Source organism: Sandarakinorhabdus sp., assembly GCF_041689835.1.
Taxonomy (GTDB): domain Bacteria; phylum Pseudomonadota; class Alphaproteobacteria; order Sphingomonadales; family Sphingomonadaceae; genus Sandarakinorhabdus.
Genome location: NZ_JBDNFM010000162.1, coordinates 1 through 24,531, shown reverse-complemented (window position 1 = coordinate 24,531; position 24,531 = coordinate 1). Strand labels below are relative to the sequence as shown.

The window sequence follows — 24,531 nt, the reverse complement described above, 5'->3', positions numbered from 1 at the left end:
TGAAGCTTTCGCTCACCGCCGCATCGGCCATGGCGCCTTTTTCGTTGACCTTGCAGGTGAGGCACCAATCGGCGGTCATGTACAGAAACACCGGTTTGTTCGCGCCGCGCAGTTCGGCCAGCGCGGCGGGGGTGAATTTCACCGCGTTCAATTCGCCGGCGGCGGTCGTTGTGGCTTTGGCCGCGCCTTCGGGGGCGGCGGTGGGCACCAGCAACACGGCGGCGATGATGGTGGCCACGCTGGCAAGGCCGGGCAGGGCGAGGCTTTTGCCGCCCAGCGCCCCATTGTGCTGACGGCTGCCCAGCCACCACAGGAACAGTCCGAACACCAGCGCGCCGCCAATGCCCAGCGCCATACCGTTCACGCCAACTTGCTGGCCAAGCACCCACAGCAGCGCCAGCGCGGTCAGGAACATCGGGACGGACAGGATGGCGCGCAGCCGCACCATCCACGCGCCCGGCTTGGGAAGGCGGCGGCGCAGCGCGGGGATGAAACCAAGCAGCAGGAACGGCAGTGCGAGCCCGAGGCCCAAGCCGGCGAAGACTGACAGCGCCTGCACAGTGGGCAGCACCAGTGCCGCGCCCAGAGCGCCGGCCATGAATGGCCCGGTGCACGGCGTGGCGACGAACGCCGCCAGCGCGCCGGTGAAAAATGCGCCCGATGCGCCGCCGGAACGCGCCTTGTCTTGTCCCAGATTGCCGGTGGTCAGGGTGATTTCGAACAGGCCCGCCAGATTGAGTGCGATGCCGGTGACGAGCAGCGCCAAAAAGGCGATGACGCGCGGATCCTGCAGCTGAAAAGCCCAGCCAACCTGTGAACCCGCAGCGCGCAGCGCCAGCACCAGCCCGCCGAGCGCGGTGACGACAATCACGACCCCGGCGGTATAGGCCAACGCTTCGGCGCGGGCCTCGCGGGCATCGACATTGCCCTTGGCCAGCGCCAGCGCCTTCAGGCTGAGGATCGGGAACACGCAGGGCATGACGTTGAGGATGAGGCCGCCGAGCACTGCACCGAGCAGGATCAGCGGCAAGCCCCAAGGATCGCCGTGACCCCCATCACTTCCGGCGCCGCCTGCACCGTCGCTGCCGCCAGCCACCGCCAGCGCCGCGCCCGGGCCGGGCACGCTGCCTTGCCTCGCAGTGATGGCAAAGCCCATTGCCGGTTCACCTGCCATTTCGACCCGCAGCACGCCGGTGATCTCGCCTTCGGGACCGGGGGTGCCGGCATCCGTCTCGATGCGCAGGGCGTCGCCGGCAATGGTCACTTTCTGCGGCGTCACATGGGTGATCACGGCGTCGCCATAGGGGAAGAACCAGGCGCTGCGCACCTTGGCGAGCCCGGCCATCGGCACGCTCAGCACAAAACGCGTGCCGGACGTTGCCTTGATCTGGGCCCAGGTTGCCGTGGCAGCGAGCGGGCGGGGCAGTGCGGCGAGGCCTTCGGCAATTTGCGGGGCCATCGCGGCATCGTCGGCGCCGCCGCCCACCACCAGCGCCAGCGACAGCACCGCTTGTTCGGGCACGCATTGTTCGTCGCCGCACACCAGCCAATCAACCTGCACCTCGATCGGCAAGGCGCTGCCAGGTGCGAGGCCGGCCGGCACGTCGATCCGGGTCAGCAGGATGTTCCGCTTTTCATAAACATGGTTCATCAGCCCCGACACGACCAGCCTGCCCGGCACCGGATAGGCTAGCTCGGGCGGGGCCGAAACGCCTGCTGGCAGTTTCCATTCGGCGCGCGTCGGCGCACCGGCATCGCCGGGGTTGAGCCAATAGGTGTGCCAGCCAGCCTTGGGCGTGAGCACGATGCCCAGTTGCAGCGGCTGGCCTGGCGCGGGCGTTCTGCTTTGTGCGATCAGTTCCACCCGCGTGTGCGGCTGGTCGCTGACCTGCTGGGACAGTACCGGCACAGCCAGAAGGGCGAGCACAAAGGAGAGAATGACACGAATCATGACCAGCCTTTTGACAGCCTGCGTGCCCAAGGGGAAGGCCGGCGCCGATTGGCCGCTTCCAAGCGGAACTTTGCCAAACGAAAAACGCCGGGGCATTGCTGCCCCGGCGTTTGTCTGAAGCCCGGTGATCGCAGATCAGCGCTTGCTGAACTGGAAGCTGCGGCGGGCCTTGGCCTTGCCGTACTTCTTGCGTTCGACGACGCGCGGATCGCGGGTCAGGAAACCGGCCTGCTTCACCTGGGTGCGCAGCACAGGTTCATACTTGGTCAGCGCCTGAGCGATGCCGTGCTTCACGGCGCCGGCCTGGCCCGACAGGCCGCCACCAACCACGGTGCAGACCACGTCGTACTGTTCGCGGCGTTCGGCCACGTCGAACGGCTGGTTGATCACCAGACGCAGCGACGGACGCGCGAAATAGACGGTCTGATCGCGGCCGTTGACCGTGATCTTGCCGCTGCCGGGCTTGAGCCAGACACGGGCGATGGCATTCTTGCGCTTGCCGGTGGCATAGGCCCGGCCTTGCGCATCGATTTCCTGCTCACGCAGTGGGGCAGGCGGGCCGCCGCCACCGGTGTGGGCAGTGTTGACAGGAGCATCGGCATCCATGCCGGCGAGGTCGGAAAGCGACTGGCGATTGTCAGACATTTGTTATCCCTCAACCAGCGATCGTGGAGTTCTTGCGGTTCATCGACTTAACGTCGAGAACTTCGGGCGACTGGGCGACGTGCGGATGCTCGGCACCGGCAAAAACGCGCAGGTTGCGCATTTGTTGACGCCCCAACGGGCCGCGCGGCACCATGCGTTCGATGGCCTTGACGAGCACGCGTTCCGGGAAGCGACCTTCCAGAATTTTCGCCGGGGTGGTTTCCTTGATGCCGCCGGGGTGACCGGTGTGGCGATAATAAATCTTGTTTGTGGTCTTTTTGCCGGTGAAGCGCACCTTGCCGGCGTTGATGACGATGATGTTGTCACCGCAATCGACGTGGGGCGTGTAATTGGTCTTGTGCTTGCCGCGCAGGCGGTTGGCGATGACGGAAGCGAGGCGGCCGACTACGAGCCCTTCAGCATCGATCAGCACCCAGTTTTTTTCGACTTCGGCCGGCTTGGCCGCTGCCGTGCTACGGGTCAGCATGGCGTTGATTCCATTCTTCAAAATGCGAAACGGCCGGGATGTGAACACCCCGGCGTCTCAGCGGCATATCTTTCAAAGTCCCATGCAGGTCAAGGAAAAACAGGGGTTTTTGCCTTATGGTATCATGATACCGTGCAATTTCGGGGCGTTTCCAGCACGACTTGCAGCCGGTGTTGCAATGCCGAGGGCACGTCGGCTGCGGCTAGAAATGCGTCAAGGCCAACCAGTTGCGGGCTGTGGCCTTCGTCGCCAAAGCGTATGGCGTCCACTTCGGCCATGGTCAGGCGGGCGGCGAGGAACCAGCCGGCGCGGCCCAGAGTTCCTTTGGGTGCATCCATGGCGGGGAAGGGACGCGACCACCAAATGCGCGATTCGGGAATGATGAGGCCGAACTCCTCATCCAATTCACGCAGAGCGCAGGTTGTCGGGCTTTCATCGCCCTCGCGGCCGCCGCCGGGCAAGTCGATGAAACCAGGCCACGGGATACCGGGCTTCACATCGCGGCGGTAGGTGAGGATGTGGCCGTCAACCAGCGCGGCGAGCTTGGCGCCGGCAAAATCGCCGCCGTTCCAAGGGGTGATCACGTCAGGGAATTTGGCCGTGCGCCTGCAGGTGACCAAGCAAGGTCGCCTCAAGCGTCTTTTCGTGGGTGGCTTCCAGCACGACGTCGGGCGCAAATCCGGCGCGGCGGGCTTCCTCCCAGCGCGCCGCGCACAGGCACCAATTGTCGCCGGGCTTGAGGCCGGGAAAGCCATGTTCAGGGCGGGGCGTGGAAAGATCGTTGCCGGCGGCTTGGCTGAAGGCCAGAAATTCCTGGGTCACCACGGCGCACACGGTGTGCAGGCCGTGGTCTGCCGCGTCGGTGTTGCAGCAGCCATCGCGGTACCACCCCGTCAAGGGCTCCATCGAGCAAGGGACGAGCGGCCCGCCCAGCACATTCTTCGCGGTCATGCCTGTCTCCCTGAATTGCGGCCCCGGCTGCTCCAGTGCGCTGCCCACACCGTGGCCGCCACCAGCAGCGCCGCGACGCCCTGATGCGCAACACCCAGCGGGATCGGCACATGGTTGGTGATCACCAGCACACCCAGCACGAATTGCACCAGCACCAGCCCGCCCAGCGCCAGCGCGCGAATGCCGGCGCCGGCCTGCCACAGACGGACGGCCGTGACCACCAGCGCGGCTGCCACCACATAGGCCAGGCTGCGGTGGATGAACTGCACGCTCACCGGATCGGCGATGGCATCAACCGCGCGGTTCAACAGGCCATCGGGCACCAGCGCGCCGAACATCAGCGGCCAGGTATCGCTGGCATGGCCGGCACGTAGCCCCGCAGTGAACGCGCCCCAGACAATTTGCACCGACAGCAGCAGCGTCACCGGCAACACCCAGCCGCGCGGCCGGTCTGCACGGGGGGCATCGCCATCGATCAGATTGAGCGCCGTCCAGATACAGCCCGCCATGATGATCAGCGCGTTCGACAGATGCACGGCGAGCCGTTCCGGCGCCACTTCGGTGCGATCGACCAGACCAGAGGCCACCATCCACCAGCCAATGGCGCCCTGCAGCCCGCCCAGCGCGAACAGCACCAGCAGGCGCGGCTTGTAGCCTTCGGGGATCTGGCGGCGAATCCAGAACCATGCCAGCGGCAGCGCAAACGCTAGTCCGATCAACCGGCCCAGCAGCCGGTGGACATATTCCCAGAAGAAAATGCCCTTGAAAGCTGCCAGGCTCATGCCGGCGTTCATCAACTTGTACTGGCTGGACTGGCGATAGAGATCGAACTGGCGCTGCCATTCGGCCTCGCTCAGCGGCGGCAGGGTGCCCGACATGACATCCCAGCGCGTGATCGACAGGCCCGATTCGGTCAGGCGGGTGATGCCGCCAACCACGACCATGGCAAACACCAAGGCGGCAACCGCCAGCAACCAGAACGCAATGGCGCGTGGGCGAACATCAAAGCGGGGAATGGAAATAGCAAGACTGGCCATATCGCATTCTTAATCCGATCGGCGCGGCGAGCCAACCGGGCCAGAGGTCGCATCAATCCTTCTTGTCGGGATCGGCCACGTGGAACGGATTGGTCGGCTTTGGCTTGGTGGGCAGTGGCCGCGCCGGCAGCGGCTTGTCGGCGTTGGCGGTGTGCCACAACACGCTGGCGAGGATCACCGCGGCCTGCCGCAGATCCTGCGGGCGCAGGTGATCGAATGTATCGACACTGCTGTGGTGCACCGTCGTTTCATAATCCAGCGGGTCCTGGATGAACTGGAACGCCGGCAAGCCGATGGCCGACATGAATTCATGATCGGTGTCGCGGGTCTGGCTGGCGACCACGGCGCCGGCGCCCATGCTGGCAAACGGCGACAGCATTTCGCGCAGGATCGGTACGGCGGCGAAATTGCCCTCGGCGTGGATGCCGCGCAGCTTGCCGCCGCCATTGTCGATGTTGAAATAGGCTGCCAGCAAGTTGTAATCGGCTTTCTTTTCAACTGGAAACTGGCCCAGCTTGAAATCATAGCTCAGCCGCGCCTTCACCGGATCGGGGTTGGCGGGGCGGCTGGCAAAATGCCGCTCGATATAATTGGCCGAACCATAAAGCCCCTGTTCCTCGCCCGACCACAGCGCGAACCGGATCGTGCGTTTCGGCTTCACCTTCAGCGCCGCCAGAATGCGCGCGGCTTCCATTACAATGGCCGAACCAGCGCCATTGTCAGCGGCGCCGTCGGCGGCCACCCAACTGTCGAGGTGGGCGCCGGCCATCACGTAACCGGCCTTGGCATCGCTGCCCAAAATGTCGGCCAGCACGTCGTAACCGTTGGGATCGCTGTCGTCGAACTTGACCTGCGAATTGATGGTCAGCGTCACCTCGCCGGTGGCGGCGAGGCGGGCGAGGCGGCGATAATCCTCCGCCGTCAACTCCAGCCCCGGCAGCTTGGGTGTGTCGCGGTGCTGATAGCCTTCGCCGTGGAGCAGACCATTGTCGCGGTAGCTCATCCGCACCCAGCCCAATGCACCTTCCTTGGCGAGAAATTCATCAAGCTGCTTGCCAAACTGGAGTGCCTTGAACCAGCCATCACCGTCGTCCGGCGCGGTCACCGGCTGCGTATATTGGTCGAGCTCGCCGATCTTCTTGTCGTCCAATCGCTCGAAGCCCGGCTTGGCGGCATCTGCCGGCGCGCGCGGGAAGCTGATCGCTACGATCTTGCCTTTCAGCTTGCCGGCCCATTCGGCAAAATCGCGCGGGCGCTTCATCGGCGCAATGATCAGCGGTGCGGTGATGCCGCCCGCTGGCGTTCCCGGCGTCCACGCCACCGGCAGGGTGCGCAGGCTCATGCGGCGCGGCGATTCCAGCGTCACGCTGGCGCTGTCGATCGACCAGCCGCGGCCGAAATCAAAACCTTCGGTGCGCACATTGCTCAGGCCCCAGCCGCGGAACTTGTCCTGCGTCCAGCCTTCGGCGGTGCGCATGCCGGGCGAATTGGTCATGCGCGGGCCGATGCGATCGGTCAGATACGCAGCGGTTTCCACCACCTCGCCGTGGTTCATCGCTTCATCGGTGATGCGCGCCACCATCGCCAGATCCGGCGCGGCGACTGCCGGAGCGGTGATAGCCGAGGCGGCCACGGCGGTCAGGAACAGGGCAGTTGTTTTGCGCATCAGACGATCTTTCTCGGTTTGCCTCATTGGTCTATGCGGCGGTTGCGGCCAAGGCAACGTCGGCCTTGCCCCCGCCCAAGGACGCCGCAACCGGAAAGCGCTTGCCCGGCTGATGTGATAATGTTACATCGATGCCATGCCTGAGCGTCCCGCCAGCCTCCTCGACCGAATCGCCATCGGATTGTCAGGCCTGTGCCTGCTTCATTGCATGGCGGGATTCGTGCTGTTCAGCCTGTTCGCGCTCACAGGTGATTGGCTGGATCACCGCGTCCATGTTGTTGGCCTGGCGCTGGCGATGCCGCTGGCGGCCTTGGCGCTGTGGCGCGGCTGGCGCCGGCATGGCCGCTTGCCAATCGGGCTTCTGGGCGCGGCCGGGCTGGTGGTAATGGCGGCATCGCTGGTGGTGCTGCACGGCGGCCTTGCCGAAATGCTGGTTTCCATGGCCGGGGTGTCGATGCTGGCGCTGGCGCACTGGCGCAACATGCAGGCGCTGCGTACTGCCTGACCGCCACTGCCGCGCACTGGTTGACACTGCGCCGCACGGCCTTGCGCGCCGCGCCGGGAACACCGATAGACATGGCATGGTTCCAACGGCCCACGCCCACGGTCAACACCACGGCCGAACCGATCTTGCGGCCGCTGCACAGGCACGGCTGATCGGTGCCGGCGAACAATGGACGCCGCTGCGCAGCCAGATTTTCCAGGTGCTCGCCGAATTTGATCGCCCGGTTTCGGCCTATGATGTCACCGATGCCGTATCCACCGCGGCCGGGCGCCGCGTAGCCGCCAACAGCGTTTATCGTATTCTCGATCTGTTTGTGGCCAACAACGTCGCCAGCCGGGTTGAAAGCGCCAATGCCTTCATCGCCAACGTGCACCCCGATTGCCCCCATGATTGCATTTTTCTCGTTTGCGATGGCTGCGGCCGGGCAACGCATATCGATGATGATCGCATTACCAGCGACGTGCGGGCAGCAGCGCAGGCCGCCGGCTTCCGGCCGGTGCGTCCGGTGATCGAAGTGCGCGGTTTTTGCGCCAGTTGCGCCTGAAAAGAAGCACATGCTGCGCTGCGGCAATTTATGTGACGGGCCAGTGTGACAGTTCGGATGACAGCCCCTGCCATAATCGCTAAGAAATCTTCCTGAGATTAATCGATTGCGAGCCGTTTACATGAAGCTTGAAACTCCGCTTCTCGACCAGGTCAACATTCCGGCCGATCTGCGCCGATTGGAGCCCGGGCAGTTGCGGCAGCTGGCCGACGAACTGCGGCAGGAGATGATCCACGCCGTTTCGGTAACCGGCGGGCATCTGGGCGCCGGCCTCGGCGTGGTCGAACTCACCGTCGCGCTGCATTATGTATTCAACACGCCCGACGACAAATTGGTGTGGGATGTCGGCCATCAGGCTTATCCCCACAAGATCATCACCGGCCGGCGCGACCGTATCCGCACCCTGCGCCAGCCCGGCGGGCTGAGCGGTTTCACCAAGCGCACCGAAAGCGAATATGATCCGTTCGGCGCCGCGCACAGCAGCACGTCGATCTCGGCCGCGCTGGGCTTTGCCATCGCCAACAAGTTGCAGGGCAAGCCCGGCAAGGGCATCGCTGTGATCGGCGACGGTTCCATGTCGGCCGGCATGGCATACGAAGCCATGAACAACGCGCGCGACGCCGGCAATCGGCTGGTGGTGATCCTGAACGACAACGACATGTCGATCGCGCCGCCGGTGGGGGCACTTTCGGCCTATCTGTCGCGGTTGCTTTCCAGCCGCAAGTTTTTGGAATTGCGTGAATATCTCAAGCAGGTTTCGGGCCGGGTGCTGCCGGCACCGCTCAAGAAAGCGGCGGCGCGTGTCGACGAATATGCCCGCGGGCTGGCGCAGGGCGGCGGCACGTTGTTTGAAGAACTGGGCTTTTATTACGTTGGCCCGATCGATGGCCACAACCTCGATCATCTACTGCCGGTGCTGGAAAACGTGCGCGACGCCGCTGAAGGCCCGATGCTGATCCACGTCGTCACCCAGAAGGGCAAGGGCTATGCCCCGGCCGAAGCATCGGCAGACAAATATCACGGCGTGGTGAAATTCGACGTCGTTTCGGGCACCCAGCACAAGTCCGCGCCCAAGGCGCCGGCCTATCAGAACGTGTTTGGCGACATGCTGATCGAAGAAGCCAGGCGCGACCCGGCCATAGTGGCGATCACCGCCGCCATGCCCACCGGCACCGGCGTGGACCGTTTCGCCAAGGCTTTCCCGGATCGCAGCTTCGATGTCGGCATCGCCGAACAGCACGCCGTCACCTTTGCCGCCGGCCTGGCCGCGCAGGGTATGCGGCCGTTCTGCGCGATTTATTCCACCTTTCTCCAGCGTGCCTACGATCAGGTGGTGCATGATGTGGCGTTGCAGAACTTGCCGGTGCGGTTTGCCATCGACCGTGCTGGTCTGGTTGGTGCAGACGGCGCCACCCACGCCGGTTCGTTCGACGTAACCTATCTTTCCACCTTGCCCAACTTCGTGGTGATGGCCGCCAGCGACGAAGCCGAACTCGCCGACATGGTGCACACTGCCGCGATGCATGACACCAGCCCGATTGCGCTGCGCTATCCGCGCGGTGAAGGCACCGGCGTTGCCATCCCGGAAACCCGCACGCGCCTTGAAATCGGCAAGGGCCGCATTGTGCGGCAGGGCAACAAGGTCGCCATCCTGTCGCTCGGCACCCGCCTTGCCGAAGCGCTTGCCGCCGCCGACACGCTCGATGCGCGCGGGCTTTCCACCACTGTGGCCGACATGCGTTTTGCCAAGCCGCTCGATATGGCGCTGATCCGCAAGCTTGCCGCTACCCACGAAGTGCTGATCACCATCGAGGAAGGCGCCATCGGCGGTTTCGGCAGCCACGTGCTCACCCTGGCCAGCGACGAAGGCCTGCTTGATGCGGGCCTGAAAGTGCGCACGCTGCGCCTGCCCGATCTCTATCAGGATCACGACAATCCTGCCAAACAGTACGCCGATGCCGGGCTCGACGCCGCCGCCATCGTGCGCAGCGTGCTGGATGCGCTGCGCCACAACAGCGTGAACGCGGTGGAGGACGGCGCAGCACGCGCGTGACCCGCGCTGTGCATTGGCGCGGTTGCCGGGGCGGGTGAACTTCCCCTCGACCGCGCCGGCCGCAACCCCTACAGCCCCGGCGGTGCACGCGCCCCCGATCCCGTCCTCCCGGCAGCCAAGCCTGGGTGAAATCCTGCTGCTGGGCAGTCTGACGGCGTTTGGCGCAGTTACCATCGATCTGTATCTGCCCACCTTGCCGGCCATCGCGCGCGACTACGGTACGTCGGCAGCGGCGGTGCAGCTCACGCTGTCCACCTTTTTCGTCGGCATGGCGCTGGGGCAATTGTTCTTTGGGCCATTGTCCGACCGCATTGGCCGGCGGCCGACCATTTTGATCGGCTGCGGCGTGTATATCGCCGCCAGCCTCGCCTGCGCGCTGGCGCCCAATATCGAGGCGCTGGTTGCCGGGCGCTTTTTTCAGGCACTGGGCTGCTGCGCCGCCATGGTGACCTGCCGCGCCATCGTGCGCGATCGTTACGACCACCGCGATTCGGCCCGTATTTTCAGTCTGTTGATGCTGGTGCTGGCGGTCGCGCCGCTGCTGGCGCCCACCATCGGCGGTTGGATTGCACTGGCGGCGGGGTGGCATGCGGTGTTTTACGTTTTTGTCGGTGTCGGCGTCGCCGTTGCGGCGGCGGTCGGCTGGCGGCTGGATGAAAGCCGATCGCAAGCCACGGCAGCAGCAGCGCGCGGGCAAGACGTGCTAACCGCATATGCAAGGCTGCTGCAAAATCGCCGGCTGATCGGTTATCTGCTGGTCGGGGCCGCCAATGGCGCCACCTTGTTCAGCTATATCGCGGCTTCGCCCGATCTGGTCGTGAATGTCTGGGGTTTTGGCGAAGGCCAGTTCGGCCTGGTGTTTGCGGCTGTCGCGGTGGGCATTGTCGGGTCGAGCCAGCTCAACCGCGCCTTGCTCAAACGCCGGTCCCCCGATGCAATTCTGGGCTGGGCGACAATTGGCGCGGCGGTTGCCGGAGCGGCGCTGGCCGCGGCGGCCTATGCCGATGCGCCGCTTGCCGTGCTGCTGCCGGTGCTGTTCGTGGCGCTGTCGTCAAACGGGTTGATTGCCGCCAATGCTTCGGCCGGCGCGCTCAATGTCGATCCGCTGCGCGCCGGGGCGATTTCGGGGCTGATGGGCGGGGTCAATTTCGGCTTTGGCGCGCTGGCGTCGGCGCTCGGTGCGGCGCTGCATGACGGCACCGCGCGGCCGCTGGCGGCCAATGTGGCGGTTGCGCTGCTGGTCGCAGCTGCGGCCTATCACAGCCTCGCCCGCCCGCGCAAACCGCAGCCTGCCGAGGCGCGCCCATGAACGGCGGGGCGCTCACGCCGCGTGCGCTGCTGCTGGCGCTGGCGGTGGTGATGGTGTGGGGCAGCAATTTTGCCGTGATCGGCGCGACATTGCACAGCCTGCCGCCGTTGCTGTTTGCCTGCCTGCGCTTTGCCGCCGTGGTGTTTCCGCTGATTTTTTTCGTGCGCCGGCCGGCCGTGTCGTGGGGCATATTGGCCGGTTATGGCATCGCCATCGGCGTGGGCCAGTTCGGGCTGCTGTTCATTGCCATCAATGGCTATATCGCCGCCGGCATCGCCAGCCTGCTGGTGCAAAGCCAGGTGATCTTCACCATCGGCATGGCGATGATGACCAGCGGGGAACGGCTCAAACCCCTGCAAATCGCCGCTTTAACGCTGGCATTGTGCGGCGTCGCGGTGATCGTCGGCCACACTGGCGGCGAAGTGACCGTGACCGGCATCGCGCTGGTGCTGGGCGCGGCGTTCGGCTGGAGCCTGGGCAACATGGCCCAGCGCGCCACCGGCAAGGTCGATATGCTCGGCTTCATCACCTGGTCGTCGCTGTTTGCGGTGCCGCCGCTGGCGGGCCTCGCGCTGTGGTTCGAAGGCTGGCCGGCGATCGAGACCGCGCTGTGGGCCACGACGCCGTCGATCTGGCTGGCGGTGGCATGGCAGGCGGTGGGCAACACGTTGTTCGGCTACGGCGCCTGGGGCTGGCTGCTCGCGCGCTATCCGGCCACCAGCGTCGCGCCCACGTCGCTGCTGGTGCCGGTGTTCGGCATGGCGTCCACCGCCGTCTGGCTGGGTGAACCGCTGCCGCCGTGGAAATTGCTGGCGGCAGCGCTGATCATTGGCGGGCTGGCGGTGAATTTGCTGGCAACCCGCCAGCCCGCGCGGCGCACATCATAGGCGGAAACTGTACGGCTCGGTCTGTTCCGCGGCCTTGATCCACGCCGGGCGCGCCTGCAGCCGTTTCGCATAGGCTGCAACATTGGGGAAATGCGCCCCCAGCCCCTGCATGGCGGCGATTTCGGCGATGAAGCTCATCATGATGTCGGCGCCCGACAGTTCATTGTTCACCAGCCAGTCGTTGGTGCTAAGACACTGGCTGAAATAGGCGACATGCGCGCCGATCTGTTCCTGGATGCGCGGCGTGAGCGGGGCCGCTGCCTCGCCCAGCCGGGCGGTGTACAGCGCCAGCAGAAACGGCGTCATCGCCGAACCTTCGGCAAAATGCAGCCACATCAGATAATCTTCGTGCGCGTCGGTGCCGGCTGCCGGCATCAGGCGGCCGCCGCCGTGCTTGCGCAAAATCCAGTCGGTGATGGCGCCGCTTTCAAAGATGATCTTGCCGCCATCCTCGATCACCGGTGATTTGCCGAGCGGGTGGACGGCCTTGAGCTCGGGCGGGGCCAGATTGGTGACGGCGTCGCGGTTGTAATGCTTGATGGTATACGGAAGCCCAAGCTCTTCCAGCAGCCACAAGACGCGCTGCGAACGGCTGTTGTTGAGGTGGTGGACGATGATCATGGTCTTGCCCTCGCTGATTCGGTAAAGCGCAGCATGGCCGTTTCCATTCCCGAAGACGAACTGGAAGAATCGTTCGTTCGCGCCAGCGGGCCGGGCGGACAGAACGTCAACAAGGTCTCGTCCGCAGTCCAGTTGCGCTTTGACGTGGCGGCGTCACCCAGCCTTCCGGATGATGTGAAGGAACGGCTGATCCGTCTCGCCGGGCGCAAGGCCACGGGAGATGGTGTGATCGTCATCACCGCCAACCGCTTTCGCGACCAGCCGCGCAACCGGGAGGATGCCCGCGCCCGCCTGGCCGAGATGGTGGAAAAGGCGCGCGTGCGCCCGGTGTTCCGCCGGCCCACCCGGCCGACGCTGGGATCGAAACAACGCCGGCTGGTGGCCAAGTCGACAAGGTCGGACATCAAGGCAGGCCGTGGCCGAGTGACGACCGATGATTGATCCGGGGTGTTTCTACGGACTTTTAATCGGGGGCAGCAGACATTATCTTCAGGCATCACCCTTTCCGCAAACCACCCGCAAGGAGCAATATCATGGCTGAAGACTATAACGACATCATGACCACTGCCACCGACGCTGCCAACGATATGGCCGAAACCGCTACTGGCCGGATGGACCGCATGAAGGCCGAGGCCGACAAGGCGATTGGCAAGGCCAAGGACGCCGCCAGCGCCGCCTATGACAAGGCCGCCGCAAAAGCCCGCGAATTGGCTGATGCCGCGCCTGAAAAGGCCCGCGAAGTCAGGGAACGCGCGCAGAAGGTTGCTGAAGAAGGCACTGCCAAGGTGCGTACCACCGTGCAGGAACAGCCGCTCGCGGCGCTGGGTGCCGGCGTCGCGCTGGGCTTTGTGGTCGGCTGGCTGTTGAGCGGCCGCAACAAGGATTGAGCGAACTTGTGGTTGGCCGCCAAGGCCGCCAACCACAAGCGCTTTGACGAAAGGCCGGAGCTTTGCTTCGGCCTTTTTTGTCAGTGATGCCCTTCCGGCGGTTCCTGCATCAATTCCACCAGCACCCCGCCGGTATCGCGCGGGTGCACGAAAATCACCGGCACTCCGTGCGCGCCCATGCGCGGTTCGCCGGTGCCCAGCACCGTTGCGCCGCGGCTGCGCATCGCATCGCGCGCCGCGATGATGTCTGCCACCTCGAAGCACACGTGATGCTGACCGCCATTGGGGTTTTTCTTGAGGAAACCGTGGATCGGCGAATCGTCGCCCAATGGCTCGATCAGTTCCAATTGGCTGTTGGCGACATCGATGAAGGCAACGCGCACGCCTTGGGCTGGCAGGTCGAACGCGGGCCTGGAAACGGTCGCGCCGAACAGGCTTTCATACATCGCCACAGCCGCATCGATCGACACGCAGGCGATGCCGACATGGTTGAGCCGGCCCAACAGCAGGGGGGGCAGATCGGTCATCGCAGGTTCTCCTATAGGCCGCTTCCCCTTGCATGCGGCGCAAAAGCCGGCAAGCTGGGGCGATGATCTACATCGTCATCAATGCCCTCCCGATCGCCCTCGCCACCGTGCTGGGCCTGTTGATCGGGCAATTTGTCGATCGGCCCAAGGGCATCACGGGCTGGCTGGTCGCGCTGCCGGCGACGGCGTGGCTGTGCGCCATTCTGGCCGGCGCGCTGATCCTGGCGCCGCCGCGCGCCCCGCCCTGGGTGATGACCATTGCCACCGCCTGGGTGATCTGGATCGGCTTTGTGGTGCCGGCGCTGGCGGCATCCCTGGTGATGGCCGGGCAGCGCTGGGGCCGCGTTGGCCGGGCCTGCCTGTGGTGGCTGGTGGTGATGATGGTGCAGGTGGTGGTGATGAAGCTGGTGGGGCTGACGCCGCCGCCGGTGTGACGCGCTATTCCGGCAGATGCACCGGCACATCATTTGGCCGGCGCGGCCGGCGCAAGACCAGCAGCAACGGCAACATTGCAAACGCCATGATCGCCATCGCGCGGTACACATCGATATAGGCGATCATCAGCGCTTGGCGGTTCACCGCGCCATCAATCATGGCCACCACACTGCCCGCGCCCGCCGCCGCCAGCGCCGCCGGATCGGCCCACGGCAGGTTGAACTGGGTGATGCCGCTGCCCAGATCGGCATGCGAAATCTGGGTTTGGCGTTCCAGCATGGCCACAGCCAGGCTGATCCCCACCGAACCGCCGATGTTCCTGAGCAGCATGTAGATGGCCGAGGCATCGGCGCGCAGCCGCATCGGCAGCGTGGAAAAGGCCATCGTGTTGAGCGGCACAAAGATCAGGCCAAGGCCAAGCCCCTGGAAAAACCCGGTGATCACGAACGGCGACGCGCCTTGCGTTGGTGAAAACAGGCTCATCCCCCACAGCGCGCCGCCGGTAAGGCTGAAACCCGCCGCCAGCATCAGCCGCGGATCGACGCCGCGGCCTACCAGTTGCCCGGCGGTCATCATCGCCATCATCATGCCGATGCCGCGCGGCATCATCAATTCGCCCGCTGCCACCACCGGATAGCCATACAGCGTTTGCACCATCGTCGGCACCAGCGCCGTGGTCGCCACCAGCAGGAACCCGACCAGCGTGATGAACACCATGCCGGTGATGGCGTTGCGATCGGTGAGCAGCTCACGGTCGATAATGGCCCCCGGCGTGCTTAGCGCGTGCACGCCAAAGGCCCACAGGCCAGCAAGGGCAATGCCGAATTCCAGCCGCACCTCCCAGCTTGCCAGCCAGTCAAGCTGCTGGCCGCGATCAAGCCCCAGTTGCAGCGCCGCCATGCCCACCGCCAGCAACGCAAAGCCGGTCATGTCAAACCGGCGCCGGTCAAGCTGCGGTTCCGGCAGGGCAGCCGCCGCCCAGGTAAAACAGATGATGCCGAACGGCAGGTTAATCAGGAACACCCAGCGCCAATCGAAACTGTCGGTCAGCCAGCCGCCCAGCACCGGGCCCAATATCGGCCCAACCATCACGCCAACGCCCCACCACGCCATCGCCGGCCCGTGTTTTTCCGGCGGCCACACATCGAGCAGATAAGCCTGGCCCAGCGGCGCGATGAACGCCCCAGCCGCGCCCTGCAGCATGCGAAACGCCACCATCTGTTCAAGGCTGGTAGCCATGCCGCACAGCACCGATGCCGCAGTGAAGGCGGCCACGCTCCACAGGAACAGCGTGCGCCGGCCGATGCGCGCCGATAGCCAGCCCGTAAGCGGCGTGGCGATGGCGGTGGCGACGATATAACTGGTTAGCACCCAGGTGATACTGTCGGCAGCGGCGTTCAGGCTGGGCTGCATGTGCGGCAGCGCCACGTTGGCGATGGTGGAATCCAGGATGGTCATGAAGCTGCCCAGCATCACCACCAGCGTGACCGTCAGCGGCGACGCGTCGCCCCGCTTGGCTGCCCCTGCCGCCGGAGCAGCGCTGCTCACTTGGTGATCACCTTCACTTCAGCCGAAAGGCCGGCGATCAGCGGTACAGGTGGCTTGCCGTCCAGCTTGATGCGCACCGGCACGCGCTGCACCACCTTCACCCAGTTGCCGGTGGCATTTTGCGCCGGCAGCACTGAAAATTCGCTGCCGGTGCCCACCCCGATGGAATCCACCCGGCCGCGCAGCACATGGCTTGGAAACGCATCCAGCTGCACCTCGGCGCGCTGGCCAACACGCATGTCCTGCAGCTCGGTTTCCTTGAAATTGGCTTCGATATAGGCGCTGTCCGTTACCATCACACTCAGCGCAGCAACGCCCTGCACCATCACCTGGCCGGGCAACACCCGGCTGGTTTGCGTGGCGATGCCGGCCGCCGGGGAGATGATCCGCGTGCGCGCCAGTTCAAACGCCGCCTTGTCGCGCATGGCCGCAGCCGCCAGCACCAGCGGATGCTGTTCCACACTCTGCATGCCATCGGCGGCGGTGCGGGCCGCGGCGTCGTCGGACAGCGCGCGGGTCAATTCGGCGCGGGCGTTGGCCACGGCATATTGGGCCTGCTGCAACCGGGCGCGGGTGGCAAAACCGCGTTCGAGAAGTGTCTGCTGGCGTTGCAGTTCCGTCAGCGCAAAGTTCAGCGCCTCGCGCTTGGCAGCAACACCAGCGGCGCTGCCGCCGGTATCGTTGCGCAAGCCGCGCACCTCGCGCCGGGCATTGGCAAGCCGGGCCTCAGCCTCCGCCAGCGCGATGCGGAACGGTGTATCCACCAGTTCGATCACCACCTGGCCGCGTCTAACCGGCATGTTTTCGCCCACGAACACCCGCCGCACGCGGCTGGTCACGTCGCTGGAAATCGTCACCTTGTCGACCCTGACATAGGCATTGTCGGTCGTGACCAGGCCCAGGCCCGACAGCCACAGCCACAGCCCGGCAGCCACCACCAGCAGGGGCACCGACAGCATCAAAATCCGGCTGCGCCAGCGCGAATCGGCAGCAGTGCCAGTTTCTGGCGGAGCGACACGCTGGTTCATGCCCCTGCTCCTTCGCGCACCGAAAGGTTGCCGCGCAGCCGCAGCAGCAGGCCCTGCAAGGCCGCTTCGTCGCCAGCGCTCAGGCCTGCCAGCATTTCGGCGCGCACGCCCAGCGCAACCACCTGCAATTCGGCCAGGATCGGATGCGCTCGCGGCGTGAGGAACAGGCGCCAGGCGCGGCGATCGGCGGGATCGGCCCGGCGCTCCACCAGCCCGGCCTCCTCCAGCCGGTCGACCATGCGGCCAACGGTGATGGTTTCCACATCCAGTCGCTCGGCAAGACCGGCTTGATTGATGCCTTCGCTGCGCGCTAGCGCGATCAGCACCTGCCATTGCGCCCGCGACACACCGATGGAGCGGGCCTGCGCATCGAAGCGGCGGCGCAGCAGGCGGGTCACATCGGAAACCAGCACGCCGATCGTGTCGGGCGCAGCAAAGGGAGCGAGTGTCGGCTCTGCGCCGGTGGCGATCGCGTTCATCGCAAGACAATAGCATGCATGCTTATTACAAGATAGATGATCACAGCTGTTGCATGTGTCGGGCTCGGCGGGCGGTGGGGGGCAGCCGGGCTGGCGTTTTCACGCGCTTGGCGATAGGCTGACCTCGGGCAGGGCAGGGCAACACACGTGACGACGACAGACAGCAACACCGGTTCGGCGCGCGCGCAGCCATGATCGCGCTCACCGAGGTTGGCCTGTTCAGTCATCTGCTGGCGCTGGTTGCCTACATCGGCCTGTTTGTCGCCGCCCTTACCAAGCAGCGCCGCGGCATCAACCTGTGGCTGGCCGGCGCCGCGCTCGTCACCGCGTTATGGGCGGGCAGTTTCGTTGCCGCCATGGTGCTGGATGGGGATTTGCAACCCTGGATCTCGCGCCTGCAAACCCTCAAAGTGGGGACGTGGATCGGGTTGCTGCTGTTTTTGCTGCGGCCAACCTGGCTGGGCGGGGAAGGCGAGGGCCGCCCCGCCTTCTGGGTGGGCGGCATCCTTGGCTTTGTGCTGGCGCTACAGTTGGTTATCGATCTCACCGGTGCCGGGCAAAGCGCGCTGTTGGGCGAAGGCACTGTGGTGGCCAGCCTGTTTCTGGTGATCCGCATCGCTGTTTCGGTCACCGGCCTTGTGCTCAGCCATAATCTTTATATTGCAGCGGGCGGCGGCCAGCGTTCGGGATTTCGCTTGCTGGCGATCGGGCTGGCTGGCCTGTTCCTTTACGATCTGAATTTCTACACGCTGGCCTTTCTGCTGCCGCCGGCTTCGGTTGATCTTTATAATATCCGGGGCGCGGTCAATGCGCTGCTGGTGCTGCTGTTCCTGTTTGCCACCCGCGATACCTGGGTGCGCGGTGCGCGCATTTCGCGCAATGTCGCCTTTCAAACGGTCGCGTTTTCCGGCGTCGGTTTTTATCTGATCGCGATGTCGCTGCTGGCCTATGGCCTGAAACTGGTTGGCGGCAACTGGGGAACGCTGCTGCAGGTCAGCTTCTTGTTTGCCACCATCATGCTGGGCGCAGTGGTGCTGGTTTCGGACCGGTTCCGGGCCTGGCTGCGGTTGATGATCGCCCGCAATTTCTATCGTTACCGCTATGATTATCGCAGCGAATGGCTGCGCTTCATCGCGACCGTGTCGGCGCCTGGCGATGCGCAGGGCCTGCCCGAACGCGTGGTGCAGGCGGTGGCCAGCGTGCTGGAAGCGCGCGGCGGCTGGTTGCTGGTGCCCGACGATGACCGCCTGAGCCCCGGCGCCGCCTGGCAGATGACAGGTCGTCCGCCCGAAGCGCTGGCCATGGACAGCCCGCTGGTGAACTGGCTGCGGCAGGATCGCCTGCTCGATCTTGATCTGGTGCGCGGCGGCGATCTGCCTGATGCGCCCGAGCTGCCGGTGTGGCTGGCGGCCGATCGCCGGTACTGGCTGGTGTTGCCGGCCTTCAATCGTGATGTGCTGGCCGGCGTTCTGCTGATCGGCCGCAGCCTCGTGCCGCGCCGGCTGGGCTGGGAAGACGAGGAATTGTTGAAAACGCTGGGCCGTCAGGTGGGCAGCTATGTTGCCGAAAGCCGGGGCCAATCGGCGCTGGAGGAAGCCCGCAGATTTGAGGAATTCAACCGGCGTTTCGCTTTCATCCTGCACGACATCAAGAATCTCGTCAGCCAGTTGTCGTTGCTTGCCCGCAATGCCGAACGCCATGCCGACAATCCGGAATTCCGGATCGACATGGTGGCGACACTGAAGGAATCAGTGGGCAAGATGAACGCGTTGCTGTCGTGGCTATCCCAGCGTGCCACCGGTGCGCCGGCAGCCGATACCGCGGTGCCGGTGGCCACCCTGCTGGCGGGTCTGGTGAAATCGCGCCGGGGTGCGTGGCCGGCACTGGCCCTGCATCCAGGTGAAGGCGCCGATCGCGCACTGGTGCGCGGTGATGCGGCCCGGCTGGAACAGATGTTCGCCCATCTGCTGCAAAACGCCATCGATGCCTCCCCGGCTGGCGCGCCGATCCGTTTCGATGTTGCCCCCGCTGGGCCCGACCTGGTGGTCACCTTGGCCGATCGCGGTCATGGAATGTCGGCCCGCTTCCTAAGGCTGGAACTGTTTCAGCCGTTTACATCGACGAAGCCGGGCGGTTTCGGCATCGGTGCCTACGAAGCGCGCGAGATTGCGCGTGCTCACGGCGGCCGGCTTGACGTCGCCAGCCGTGAAGGCGAAGGCACAAGCTTTACCACCACCCTGCCGCTGGCGGGGGAAGGTGAGAGGACCGGTGCCGTGTTGCTGGCACAAGGGGGACAGGCGTGAGTGACAAGCCCAAGCTGTTGGTGGTGGAAGACGATACCGGCCTACAGCGCCAGTTGAAGTGGAGCTATGAGGAGCAGGAGGTGATTTTCGCCAGCGACCGCAAGGAAGCGATGGAGGCGCTGCGCGTTCATCAGCCGGCCGTGGTCACGCTCGATCTGGGCCTGCCGCCCGATCCTGATGGTGTGTCCGAAGGCTTTGCGACGCTGGAAGCGATCCTTGCTGCTCGCCCTGACACAAAGGTGATCGTCGCTTCCGGTCACGGCGCCCGCGAAAGCGCTCGCCGCGCCATCGCCATCGGTGCCTTCGATTTCTATCACAAACCGCTGGATATCGACGAGCTCGGCCTGATCGTGCGCCGCGCCTATCATGTGGCAGAACTGGAAGCCGAAAACCGCCGCCTCGCGCAGGCCGGCAATACCGGTGACAAGGTGCTGGGCGGCATCGTCACGGCCGCGCCGGAAATGATCAAGGTCGCCAGCATGGTGGAGCGGGTGGCCACGGCGAATGTTTCGGAGATGCTGCTGGGCGCGTCGGGCACCGGCAAGGAATTGCTGGCCAAGGGGTTGCACAATGCCTCCACGCGGAGCGACGGTGCCTTTGTTGCGATCAATTGCGCCGCGATACCGGAAAATCTGCTCGAATCCGAACTGTTCGGGCATGAAAAGGGTGCCTTCACCGGCGCGGTGAAAACCCAGGCCGGCAAGATCGAGATGGCCGAAGGCGGCACCCTGTTCCTTGACGAAGTGGGGGACATCCCGCTGCCGTTGCAGGTGAAATTGCTACGCTTTTTGCAGGAACGGGTGATCGAGCGAGTGGGTGGGCGCAAGGCCATCCCGGTCGATGTACGCATCGTGTGCGCCACCCACCAGGATCTGGATGCGATGATCGCCGCCGGGCGCTTCCGCGAAGACCTGTTCTACCGCCTCGCCGAAATCGTCGTGCGCATTCCCGGCCTCAAAGAACGGCACGGCGATGCCGCGCTGCTGGCGCAATATTTCATGATCCGCTTTTCCCGCGAAAATGGTCGCCAATTCAAGGGCCTCACGCCCGATGCCATTGCTGCCATCACCGATTGGCATTGGCCGGGCAACGTGCGCGAACTGGAAAATCGCATGAAACGTGCGGTGATCATGGCCGAAGGCAACCGCCTGACCGCGGCCGATCTCGATCTGGTCAACAACGGCGATGAAGCCACGCTCACTTTGAAAGTGGCGCGCGAAAACGCCGATCGCCAGGCCATTCGCCGCGTCATGCTGCGCGCCGATGGCAATGTCAGCATGGCCGCCAAATTGCTCGGAGTGAGCCGGCCAACGCTCTATGATCTGCTCAAGCAATATGGTTTGGAAAACGCCGCCTGAGGCGGCACCCAACACGCCGCCTGAGGCGGCCCCCAACACGCCGCCTGAGGCGGCCCCCAAGGCGGCTTCGAAAATGCCGCCTGAGGCGGCTGTGGAAACGCCGCTTGAGGGGGTTGCATACGGGCGCAATTGCCCCTAAGCCCGCCTCGGCTCGGAGCGTAGCGCAGCCTGGTAGCGCATCAGACTGGGGGTCTGGAGGTCGCAGGTTCGAATCCTGTCGCTCCGACCATTTTCTCACAGACATTCAGTCAGCCTTGCCTTCCGCCCCCGCGGCGGGGGCGGCCGGCCGGCCGCAAGCGCGGCGGGCGCCTTGCCTGTCCTACAGGAACCTGTTTGGTTATAAATTGGCCTCCATCCTCACTGGAAAGGCCATCTCCATGTCCATTCTCAATGCCCTCATCGCCCCTGTCGCTGGCCTGCTCGACAAGATCATCCCCGATCCCAAGGCGCGCGATGCGGCCAAGATCGAACTGCTGAAACTGCACAACAGCCAGGAACTTGCGCTGCTCTCCACCCAATTGTCGGCAATCGTGGCCGAAGCCGGCAGCCATGATCCCTGGACCAGCCGGGCGCGCCCCAGCTTCCTTTATGTCATGTATGCGCTGCTGTTATGGTCGATACCGATGGGCGTCATCGCCGCTGTCCAGCCGCAGATGGCACACGATATCGCCACTGGCATGAACCGCTATCTGGGCGGTTTGCCCGAGCCGCTTTATGCCCTGTTCGGCACCGGGTACCTTGGCTACACAGCCGCCCGCCAGTGGGGCAAGGTCAAGGGTGTCGACAAATAAGCCCTAAATTTCCGTGCGATACACTTGCGCCAGCCTGGCATAGCCGGCGGCCCCGGCCCGGTTGCCGGCGATCTCCTCGGTGCTGAGCAGCCTGAGCAGTTTCGCCGGCCGCCCGGCCCATAATTCCCCCATTTTCACCACCTTGCCCGGCGTCAGCAGCGCGCCGGCGGCCAGCATGGCATCACCTTCCACCACCGCGCCATCCAGCACGATGGCACCCATGCCGACGAAGGCGTGATTTTCCAGCCGGCAGCCGTGGATGATGCAACCATGGCCGATCAGCACGTCATCGCCGATGTGCGTGTCGAAACGCCCGCCAGTCACATGCACGATCGTGCCATCCTGAATGTTGGTGCGGCGGCCCACCGTGATCTGTCCGGCATCGCCGCGCAGCACGCAGTTGAACCACACCGAACTGCCGGCCCCGATCTTTACTCTGCCGATAATCTGCGCGCCGGGTGCGATGAACACATCATCGGCCAGTTGCGGCAGCTCTGTGCCAAATGGGTGAATGCTCACTGCAAAATCTCGGCGGCGATATGGGGGCGAAGCGGATTGCCGGGCAAAAGTTGCGGGTGATCGAAATCCAGATCGGGCCGCCGCTGCATGCCGATGCGCTGCATCACCGCCTGGCTGCGCGTGTTGGCCGCCACAGTCATCGCCACGATCCGCGTCATGCCCTGGCCCCAGCCCCAATCGATCGCCGCCTGTGCAGCCTCGCTGGCCAACCCTTGGCCCCACGCGTGCCGCGCCAGCCGCCAGCCGATTTCGGGAAAGCCGGTCAGTCCCGGGATGCCGAGCGGCGCTGGCTTCAGCCCGCAAAAGCCGATGAAGGCGCTGCTCACCCGGTCTTCCAGCGCCCAGAAACCATGGCCCACTGCCTGCTGCATCGCCATCAGGCGATCGACGGTGGCATCACTGGCAGCACGGTCCAGCAATGGTCCCAGATGCTGCATCACCTCGGGATCGGTGCTCATCGCCGCAAACGGCGCGCGGTCAGCCTCCGCCCACGGGCGGATCAGCAGGCGCGCTGTTTCGATCACGGAAACAACATCATGGAAACAACGGTGCCTGTTCCAGCCCCATCGTTTCGGGCAGGCCAAACATCAGATTGAAATTCTGCACGGCTTGCCCGCTGGAGCCCTTCACCAGATTGTCGATGGCGGCGATCACGATGGCGCGGCCGGGCACCCGATCGGCAAACACATTCATCACGCAGTGATTGCTGCCGCGCACCATGCGCGTGGCCGGCGCGACCCCGGCGGGCAGCAGATGCACGAACGGTTCGGCGGTGTAGGCATCGGCCAGCACCTCGCGCAGATAATCCGGCCCGTGCGGCGTTTCCACGATGCACGTCACCAGCTCGCCGCGGTTCATCGGCACCAGGTGCGGCGTGAAACTGATCGTTACCGCGCGCCCGGCACGCAGGCCAAGTTCCTGTTCCATTTCCGGCATGTGGCGGTGATGGCCGATGCCATAGGCATGCACGGCTTCCGCCACCTCGCCAAAAAGGTTCGCTTCCTTCAGGCTTCGCCCCGCCCCTGACACACCAGAAAGTGCGTTGATGGTGATATTGTCCGCCCCGATGGCGTGCGCCGCCATCAACGGCAGCAGCGCCAGCAAAACGGCGGTGGGATAACAGCCCGGGCACGCCGCGATCCGCGCCGCCGGCAACGCAGCCCGGGCAAATTCAGTCAGGCCATACACCGCTTCGGCCAGCAACCCCGGCGCCGGGTGCGCGCTGCCGTACCAGTCGGCATAAACACCGGCATCCTTCAGCCGGAAATCCGCCGACAGATCGATGATGCGCGGGCCATTTATGGTGGACAGCAATTGCGCCGACGCCGCGTGCGGCAGGCAGCCGAACACCGCATCGATGCCGCCAAAATCAATTTCTTCGGCGCGCACCAGCGGCGGCAGTGCCTGATACATCACCAGATGCGGCCAGATCGCCGCCATCGTCTGCCCGGCCTTGGCATTGGCGGACAGCGCCGCAATCTCCATGCGCGGGTGGGCCAGCGCCAGGCGCACCAGATCGGCCCCGGTATAGCCCGAAGCCCCCAAAACCGCGATGCGAAGCCGACCCGTCATGCGCGTCGGTTACGCCCAGCGGCCATGCAGCGCAAGACGCGGGCGCTTGACGTTGCACCACCGCACGCGCCGGCCTTGACCTGCAATGAACGCAAAAAATGCCCCCATGGACCTGCGGCTGATCCCGGCCAGCCCGGCCGATCTCGCCGATCCATCGCCGGCGCTGCTGCGCGGCGTGATAAATGGCTATGCCAGCGCGCAGCAGGGCTTGGCCCAACTCGCCGCCATACTGGACATCATGGGCGCTGCGCCGCGGCCGGCGCCGTGGGCTGATCGGTGGGCGCTCGCGGGCACCGGCGCCACCGTCGGCCTATGCGGTTTCAAGGCGGCACCCGATGCCGCTGGCGCCGCCGAAATCGCCTATGGCAGCTTCCCGCGGCTGGAAGGGCGCGGCGTCGCCACCGCCATGGCCGCAGGGCTGATCGAGA

Annotated in this window: 27 protein-coding genes and 1 tRNA gene; 13 read left to right on the top strand and 15 right to left on the bottom strand. The window is 65.0% G+C overall.

The genetic code is table 11. The features are described 5' to 3' along the window. The 7 genes from ACESL8_RS08965 to ACESL8_RS08935 all read right to left on the bottom strand — a co-directional run. Positions 1-1,951: protein-disulfide reductase DsbD family protein (locus tag ACESL8_RS08965; RefSeq protein WP_372917982.1), on the bottom strand; the 1,951-nt coding region annotated here is incomplete at its 3' end. 135 nt (positions 1,952-2,086) lie between these two features. Next, a complete protein-coding gene (gene rpsI, locus ACESL8_RS08960; RefSeq protein WP_372917980.1) occupies positions 2,087-2,596 on the bottom strand; it encodes a 30S ribosomal protein S9 in 510 nt (169 codons plus the stop codon). A gap of 10 nt (positions 2,597-2,606) precedes the next feature. Continuing rightward, positions 2,607-3,083 (bottom strand): 50S ribosomal protein L13, encoded by a 477-nt coding sequence (gene rplM / locus ACESL8_RS08955; RefSeq protein WP_372917978.1) that lies wholly within the window; start codon positions 3,081-3,083, stop codon positions 2,607-2,609. A gap of 122 nt (positions 3,084-3,205) precedes the next feature. Then, the gene (locus ACESL8_RS08950; RefSeq protein WP_372917976.1) at positions 3,206-3,667 is read right to left on the bottom strand and encodes an NUDIX domain-containing protein; all 462 of its coding nucleotides are present in this window, start codon (positions 3,665-3,667) and stop codon (positions 3,206-3,208) included. A 1-nt stretch (position 3,668) separates the two neighbouring features. Next, a complete protein-coding gene (locus ACESL8_RS08945) occupies positions 3,669-4,034 on the bottom strand; it encodes a DUF2237 family protein (RefSeq protein WP_372917974.1) in 366 nt (121 codons plus the stop codon). Then, positions 4,031-5,071 carry a COX15/CtaA family protein gene (locus ACESL8_RS08940; protein ID WP_372917972.1) on the bottom strand — a complete coding sequence of 347 codons (1,041 nt, stop codon included), beginning with the start codon at positions 5,069-5,071 and terminating at the stop codon, positions 4,031-4,033. The genes ACESL8_RS08945 and ACESL8_RS08940 overlap by 4 nt, the downstream gene beginning before the upstream one ends. A 52-nt stretch (positions 5,072-5,123) precedes the next feature. Beyond that, positions 5,124-6,737, bottom strand: coding sequence for a M20/M25/M40 family metallo-hydrolase (locus tag ACESL8_RS08935; protein WP_372917970.1), 1,614 nt, complete (start codon positions 6,735-6,737; stop codon positions 5,124-5,126). 136 nt (positions 6,738-6,873) lie between these two features. On the opposite strand from ACESL8_RS08935, the gene ACESL8_RS08930 reads away from it, so the two are divergent. The 5 genes from ACESL8_RS08930 to ACESL8_RS08910 all read left to right on the top strand — a co-directional run bounded on the left by ACESL8_RS08930 (position 6,874) and on the right by ACESL8_RS08910 (position 12,035). After that, complete coding sequence (locus ACESL8_RS08930) at positions 6,874-7,242, top strand: MerC domain-containing protein (protein ID WP_372917968.1); 369 nt, start codon at positions 6,874-6,876, stop codon at positions 7,240-7,242. A 76-nt stretch (positions 7,243-7,318) separates the two neighbouring features. Further along, on the top strand, positions 7,319-7,786 hold the full coding sequence (locus ACESL8_RS08925) for a Fur family transcriptional regulator (protein ID WP_372917966.1): 468 nt from the start codon (positions 7,319-7,321) through the stop codon (positions 7,784-7,786). A gap of 121 nt (positions 7,787-7,907) precedes the next feature. After that, a complete protein-coding gene (gene dxs / locus ACESL8_RS08920; RefSeq protein WP_372917964.1) occupies positions 7,908-9,839 on the top strand; it encodes a 1-deoxy-D-xylulose-5-phosphate synthase in 1,932 nt (643 codons plus the stop codon). Between the two features lie 82 nt (positions 9,840-9,921). After that, positions 9,922-11,148, top strand: coding sequence for a multidrug effflux MFS transporter (locus tag ACESL8_RS08915; protein ID WP_372917962.1), 1,227 nt, complete (start codon positions 9,922-9,924; stop codon positions 11,146-11,148). Further along, entirely contained in the window at positions 11,145-12,035 is an 891-nt protein-coding gene (locus ACESL8_RS08910; protein ID WP_372917960.1) for an EamA family transporter, read from the top strand. Before ACESL8_RS08915 ends, ACESL8_RS08910 begins: the two co-directional genes overlap by 4 nt. On the opposite strand, the gene ACESL8_RS08905 is transcribed toward ACESL8_RS08910, so the two are convergent. Then, positions 12,030-12,656, bottom strand: a complete 627-nt coding sequence (locus ACESL8_RS08905; RefSeq protein ID WP_372917958.1) for a glutathione S-transferase family protein — start codon at positions 12,654-12,656, stop codon at positions 12,030-12,032. The two genes, ACESL8_RS08910 and ACESL8_RS08905, sit on opposite strands and share 6 nt — an antisense overlap. Positions 12,657-12,689: 33 nt before the next feature. Between ACESL8_RS08905 and arfB the strand changes: the two genes are divergently transcribed. Together arfB and ACESL8_RS08895 are read left to right on the top strand one after the other, a co-directional pair. Then, positions 12,690-13,097, top strand: coding sequence for an alternative ribosome rescue aminoacyl-tRNA hydrolase ArfB (arfB, locus tag ACESL8_RS08900; protein ID WP_372917956.1), 408 nt, complete (start codon positions 12,690-12,692; stop codon positions 13,095-13,097). A gap of 92 nt (positions 13,098-13,189) precedes the next feature. Further along, on the top strand, positions 13,190-13,543 hold the full coding sequence (locus ACESL8_RS08895) for a hypothetical protein (protein ID WP_372917954.1): 354 nt from the start codon (positions 13,190-13,192) through the stop codon (positions 13,541-13,543). An 80-nt stretch (positions 13,544-13,623) separates the two neighbouring features. Here ACESL8_RS08895 and mce read toward each other — a convergent pair whose 3' ends face one another. After that, a complete protein-coding gene (gene mce, locus ACESL8_RS08890; RefSeq protein ID WP_372917952.1) occupies positions 13,624-14,070 on the bottom strand; it encodes a methylmalonyl-CoA epimerase in 447 nt (148 codons plus the stop codon). Between the two features lie 62 nt (positions 14,071-14,132). Between mce and ACESL8_RS08885 the strand changes: the two genes are divergently transcribed. Then, positions 14,133-14,504, top strand: a complete 372-nt coding sequence (locus tag ACESL8_RS08885) for a hypothetical protein (protein WP_372917950.1) — start codon at positions 14,133-14,135, stop codon at positions 14,502-14,504. A 4-nt stretch (positions 14,505-14,508) separates the two neighbouring features. On the opposite strand, the gene ACESL8_RS08880 is transcribed toward ACESL8_RS08885, so the two are convergent. The 3 genes from ACESL8_RS08880 to ACESL8_RS08870 are packed head-to-tail and all read right to left on the bottom strand — an operon-like array spanning position 14,509 to position 17,560. Then, a complete protein-coding gene (locus ACESL8_RS08880; RefSeq protein ID WP_372917948.1) occupies positions 14,509-16,053 on the bottom strand; it encodes a DHA2 family efflux MFS transporter permease subunit in 1,545 nt (514 codons plus the stop codon). Then, positions 16,050-17,081 (bottom strand): efflux RND transporter periplasmic adaptor subunit, encoded by a 1,032-nt coding sequence (locus tag ACESL8_RS08875; protein ID WP_372917946.1) that lies wholly within the window; start codon positions 17,079-17,081, stop codon positions 16,050-16,052. Before ACESL8_RS08875 ends, ACESL8_RS08880 begins: the two co-directional genes overlap by 4 nt. Beyond that, the gene (locus ACESL8_RS08870) at positions 17,078-17,560 is read right to left on the bottom strand and encodes a MarR family winged helix-turn-helix transcriptional regulator (RefSeq protein ID WP_372917944.1); all 483 of its coding nucleotides are present in this window, start codon (positions 17,558-17,560) and stop codon (positions 17,078-17,080) included. The genes ACESL8_RS08875 and ACESL8_RS08870 overlap by 4 nt, the downstream gene beginning before the upstream one ends. Positions 17,561-17,751: 191 nt before the next feature. Between ACESL8_RS08870 and prsK the strand changes: the two genes are divergently transcribed. From prsK to ACESL8_RS08850, 4 genes are all read left to right on the top strand, one after another. After that, positions 17,752-19,863 (top strand): XrtA/PEP-CTERM system histidine kinase PrsK, encoded by a 2,112-nt coding sequence (prsK, locus tag ACESL8_RS08865; RefSeq protein ID WP_372917942.1) that lies wholly within the window; start codon positions 17,752-17,754, stop codon positions 19,861-19,863. Next, positions 19,860-21,221 (top strand): PEP-CTERM-box response regulator transcription factor, encoded by a 1,362-nt coding sequence (gene prsR, locus ACESL8_RS08860; protein WP_372917940.1) that lies wholly within the window; start codon positions 19,860-19,862, stop codon positions 21,219-21,221. Before prsK ends, prsR begins: the two co-directional genes overlap by 4 nt. Positions 21,222-21,373: 152 nt before the next feature. Continuing rightward, positions 21,374-21,450, top strand: a tRNA-Pro gene (locus ACESL8_RS08855). Positions 21,451-21,598: 148 nt separating this feature from the next. Then, positions 21,599-22,012, top strand: coding sequence for a holin family protein (locus tag ACESL8_RS08850; RefSeq protein ID WP_372917938.1), 414 nt, complete (start codon positions 21,599-21,601; stop codon positions 22,010-22,012). Positions 22,013-22,015: 3 nt separating this feature from the next. Here the strand turns inward: ACESL8_RS08850 and ACESL8_RS08845 are convergent, their stop codons facing one another. Genes ACESL8_RS08845 through argC form a run of 3 tightly spaced genes read right to left on the bottom strand, consistent with a single transcriptional unit; the run spans position 22,016 to position 24,103 of the window. Then, positions 22,016-22,531 carry a gamma carbonic anhydrase family protein gene (locus tag ACESL8_RS08845; RefSeq protein ID WP_372917936.1) on the bottom strand — a complete coding sequence of 172 codons (516 nt, stop codon included), beginning with the start codon at positions 22,529-22,531 and terminating at the stop codon, positions 22,016-22,018. Next, positions 22,528-23,055, bottom strand: a complete 528-nt coding sequence (locus ACESL8_RS08840; protein WP_372917934.1) for a GNAT family N-acetyltransferase — start codon at positions 23,053-23,055, stop codon at positions 22,528-22,530. Before ACESL8_RS08840 ends, ACESL8_RS08845 begins: the two co-directional genes overlap by 4 nt. Before the next feature lie 10 nt (positions 23,056-23,065). After that, entirely contained in the window at positions 23,066-24,103 is a 1,038-nt protein-coding gene (gene argC / locus ACESL8_RS08835; RefSeq protein ID WP_372917932.1) for an N-acetyl-gamma-glutamyl-phosphate reductase, read from the bottom strand. An 85-nt stretch (positions 24,104-24,188) separates the two neighbouring features. Between argC and ACESL8_RS08830 the strand changes: the two genes are divergently transcribed. Beyond that, positions 24,189-24,531 (top strand): GNAT family N-acetyltransferase (locus tag ACESL8_RS08830; RefSeq protein WP_372917930.1); only part of this gene is annotated, 343 nt, incomplete at its 3' end.

What these genes read in the sequence shown, in the direction of transcription:
- ACESL8_RS08910 (WP_372917960.1), top strand. Translation starts at nt 11,145, where the DNA reads ATGAACGGCGGGGCGCTCACGCCGCGTGCGCTGCTGCTGGCGCTGGCG.
- ACESL8_RS08870 (WP_372917944.1), bottom strand. Translation starts at nt 17,560, where the DNA reads ATGAACGCGATCGCCACCGGCGCAGAGCCGACACTCGCTCCCTTTGCT.
- ACESL8_RS08875 (WP_372917946.1), bottom strand. Translation starts at nt 17,081, where the DNA reads ATGAACCAGCGTGTCGCTCCGCCAGAAACTGGCACTGCTGCCGATTCG.
- ACESL8_RS08940 (WP_372917972.1), bottom strand. Translation starts at nt 5,071, where the DNA reads ATGGCCAGTCTTGCTATTTCCATTCCCCGCTTTGATGTTCGCCCACGC.
- arfB (WP_372917956.1), top strand. Translation starts at nt 12,690, where the DNA reads ATGGCCGTTTCCATTCCCGAAGACGAACTGGAAGAATCGTTCGTTCGC.
- ACESL8_RS08930 (WP_372917968.1), top strand. Translation starts at nt 6,874, where the DNA reads ATGCCTGAGCGTCCCGCCAGCCTCCTCGACCGAATCGCCATCGGATTG.
- ACESL8_RS08850 (WP_372917938.1), top strand. Translation starts at nt 21,599, where the DNA reads ATGTCCATTCTCAATGCCCTCATCGCCCCTGTCGCTGGCCTGCTCGAC.
- rpsI (WP_372917980.1), bottom strand. Translation starts at nt 2,596, where the DNA reads ATGTCTGACAATCGCCAGTCGCTTTCCGACCTCGCCGGCATGGATGCC.
- argC (WP_372917932.1), bottom strand. Translation starts at nt 24,103, where the DNA reads ATGACGGGTCGGCTTCGCATCGCGGTTTTGGGGGCTTCGGGCTATACC.
- prsK (WP_372917942.1), top strand. Translation starts at nt 17,752, where the DNA reads ATGATCGCGCTCACCGAGGTTGGCCTGTTCAGTCATCTGCTGGCGCTG.
- rplM (WP_372917978.1), bottom strand. Translation starts at nt 3,083, where the DNA reads ATGCTGACCCGTAGCACGGCAGCGGCCAAGCCGGCCGAAGTCGAAAAA.
- ACESL8_RS08895 (WP_372917954.1), top strand. Translation starts at nt 13,190, where the DNA reads ATGGCTGAAGACTATAACGACATCATGACCACTGCCACCGACGCTGCC.
- ACESL8_RS08935 (WP_372917970.1), bottom strand. Translation starts at nt 6,737, where the DNA reads ATGCGCAAAACAACTGCCCTGTTCCTGACCGCCGTGGCCGCCTCGGCT.
- dxs (WP_372917964.1), top strand. Translation starts at nt 7,908, where the DNA reads ATGAAGCTTGAAACTCCGCTTCTCGACCAGGTCAACATTCCGGCCGAT.
- ACESL8_RS08925 (WP_372917966.1), top strand. Translation starts at nt 7,319, where the DNA reads ATGGTTCCAACGGCCCACGCCCACGGTCAACACCACGGCCGAACCGAT.
- ACESL8_RS08885 (WP_372917950.1), top strand. Translation starts at nt 14,133, where the DNA reads ATGATCTACATCGTCATCAATGCCCTCCCGATCGCCCTCGCCACCGTG.
- ACESL8_RS08945 (WP_372917974.1), bottom strand. Translation starts at nt 4,034, where the DNA reads ATGACCGCGAAGAATGTGCTGGGCGGGCCGCTCGTCCCTTGCTCGATG.
- ACESL8_RS08905 (WP_372917958.1), bottom strand. Translation starts at nt 12,656, where the DNA reads ATGATCATCGTCCACCACCTCAACAACAGCCGTTCGCAGCGCGTCTTG.
- mce (WP_372917952.1), bottom strand. Translation starts at nt 14,070, where the DNA reads ATGACCGATCTGCCCCCCCTGCTGTTGGGCCGGCTCAACCATGTCGGC.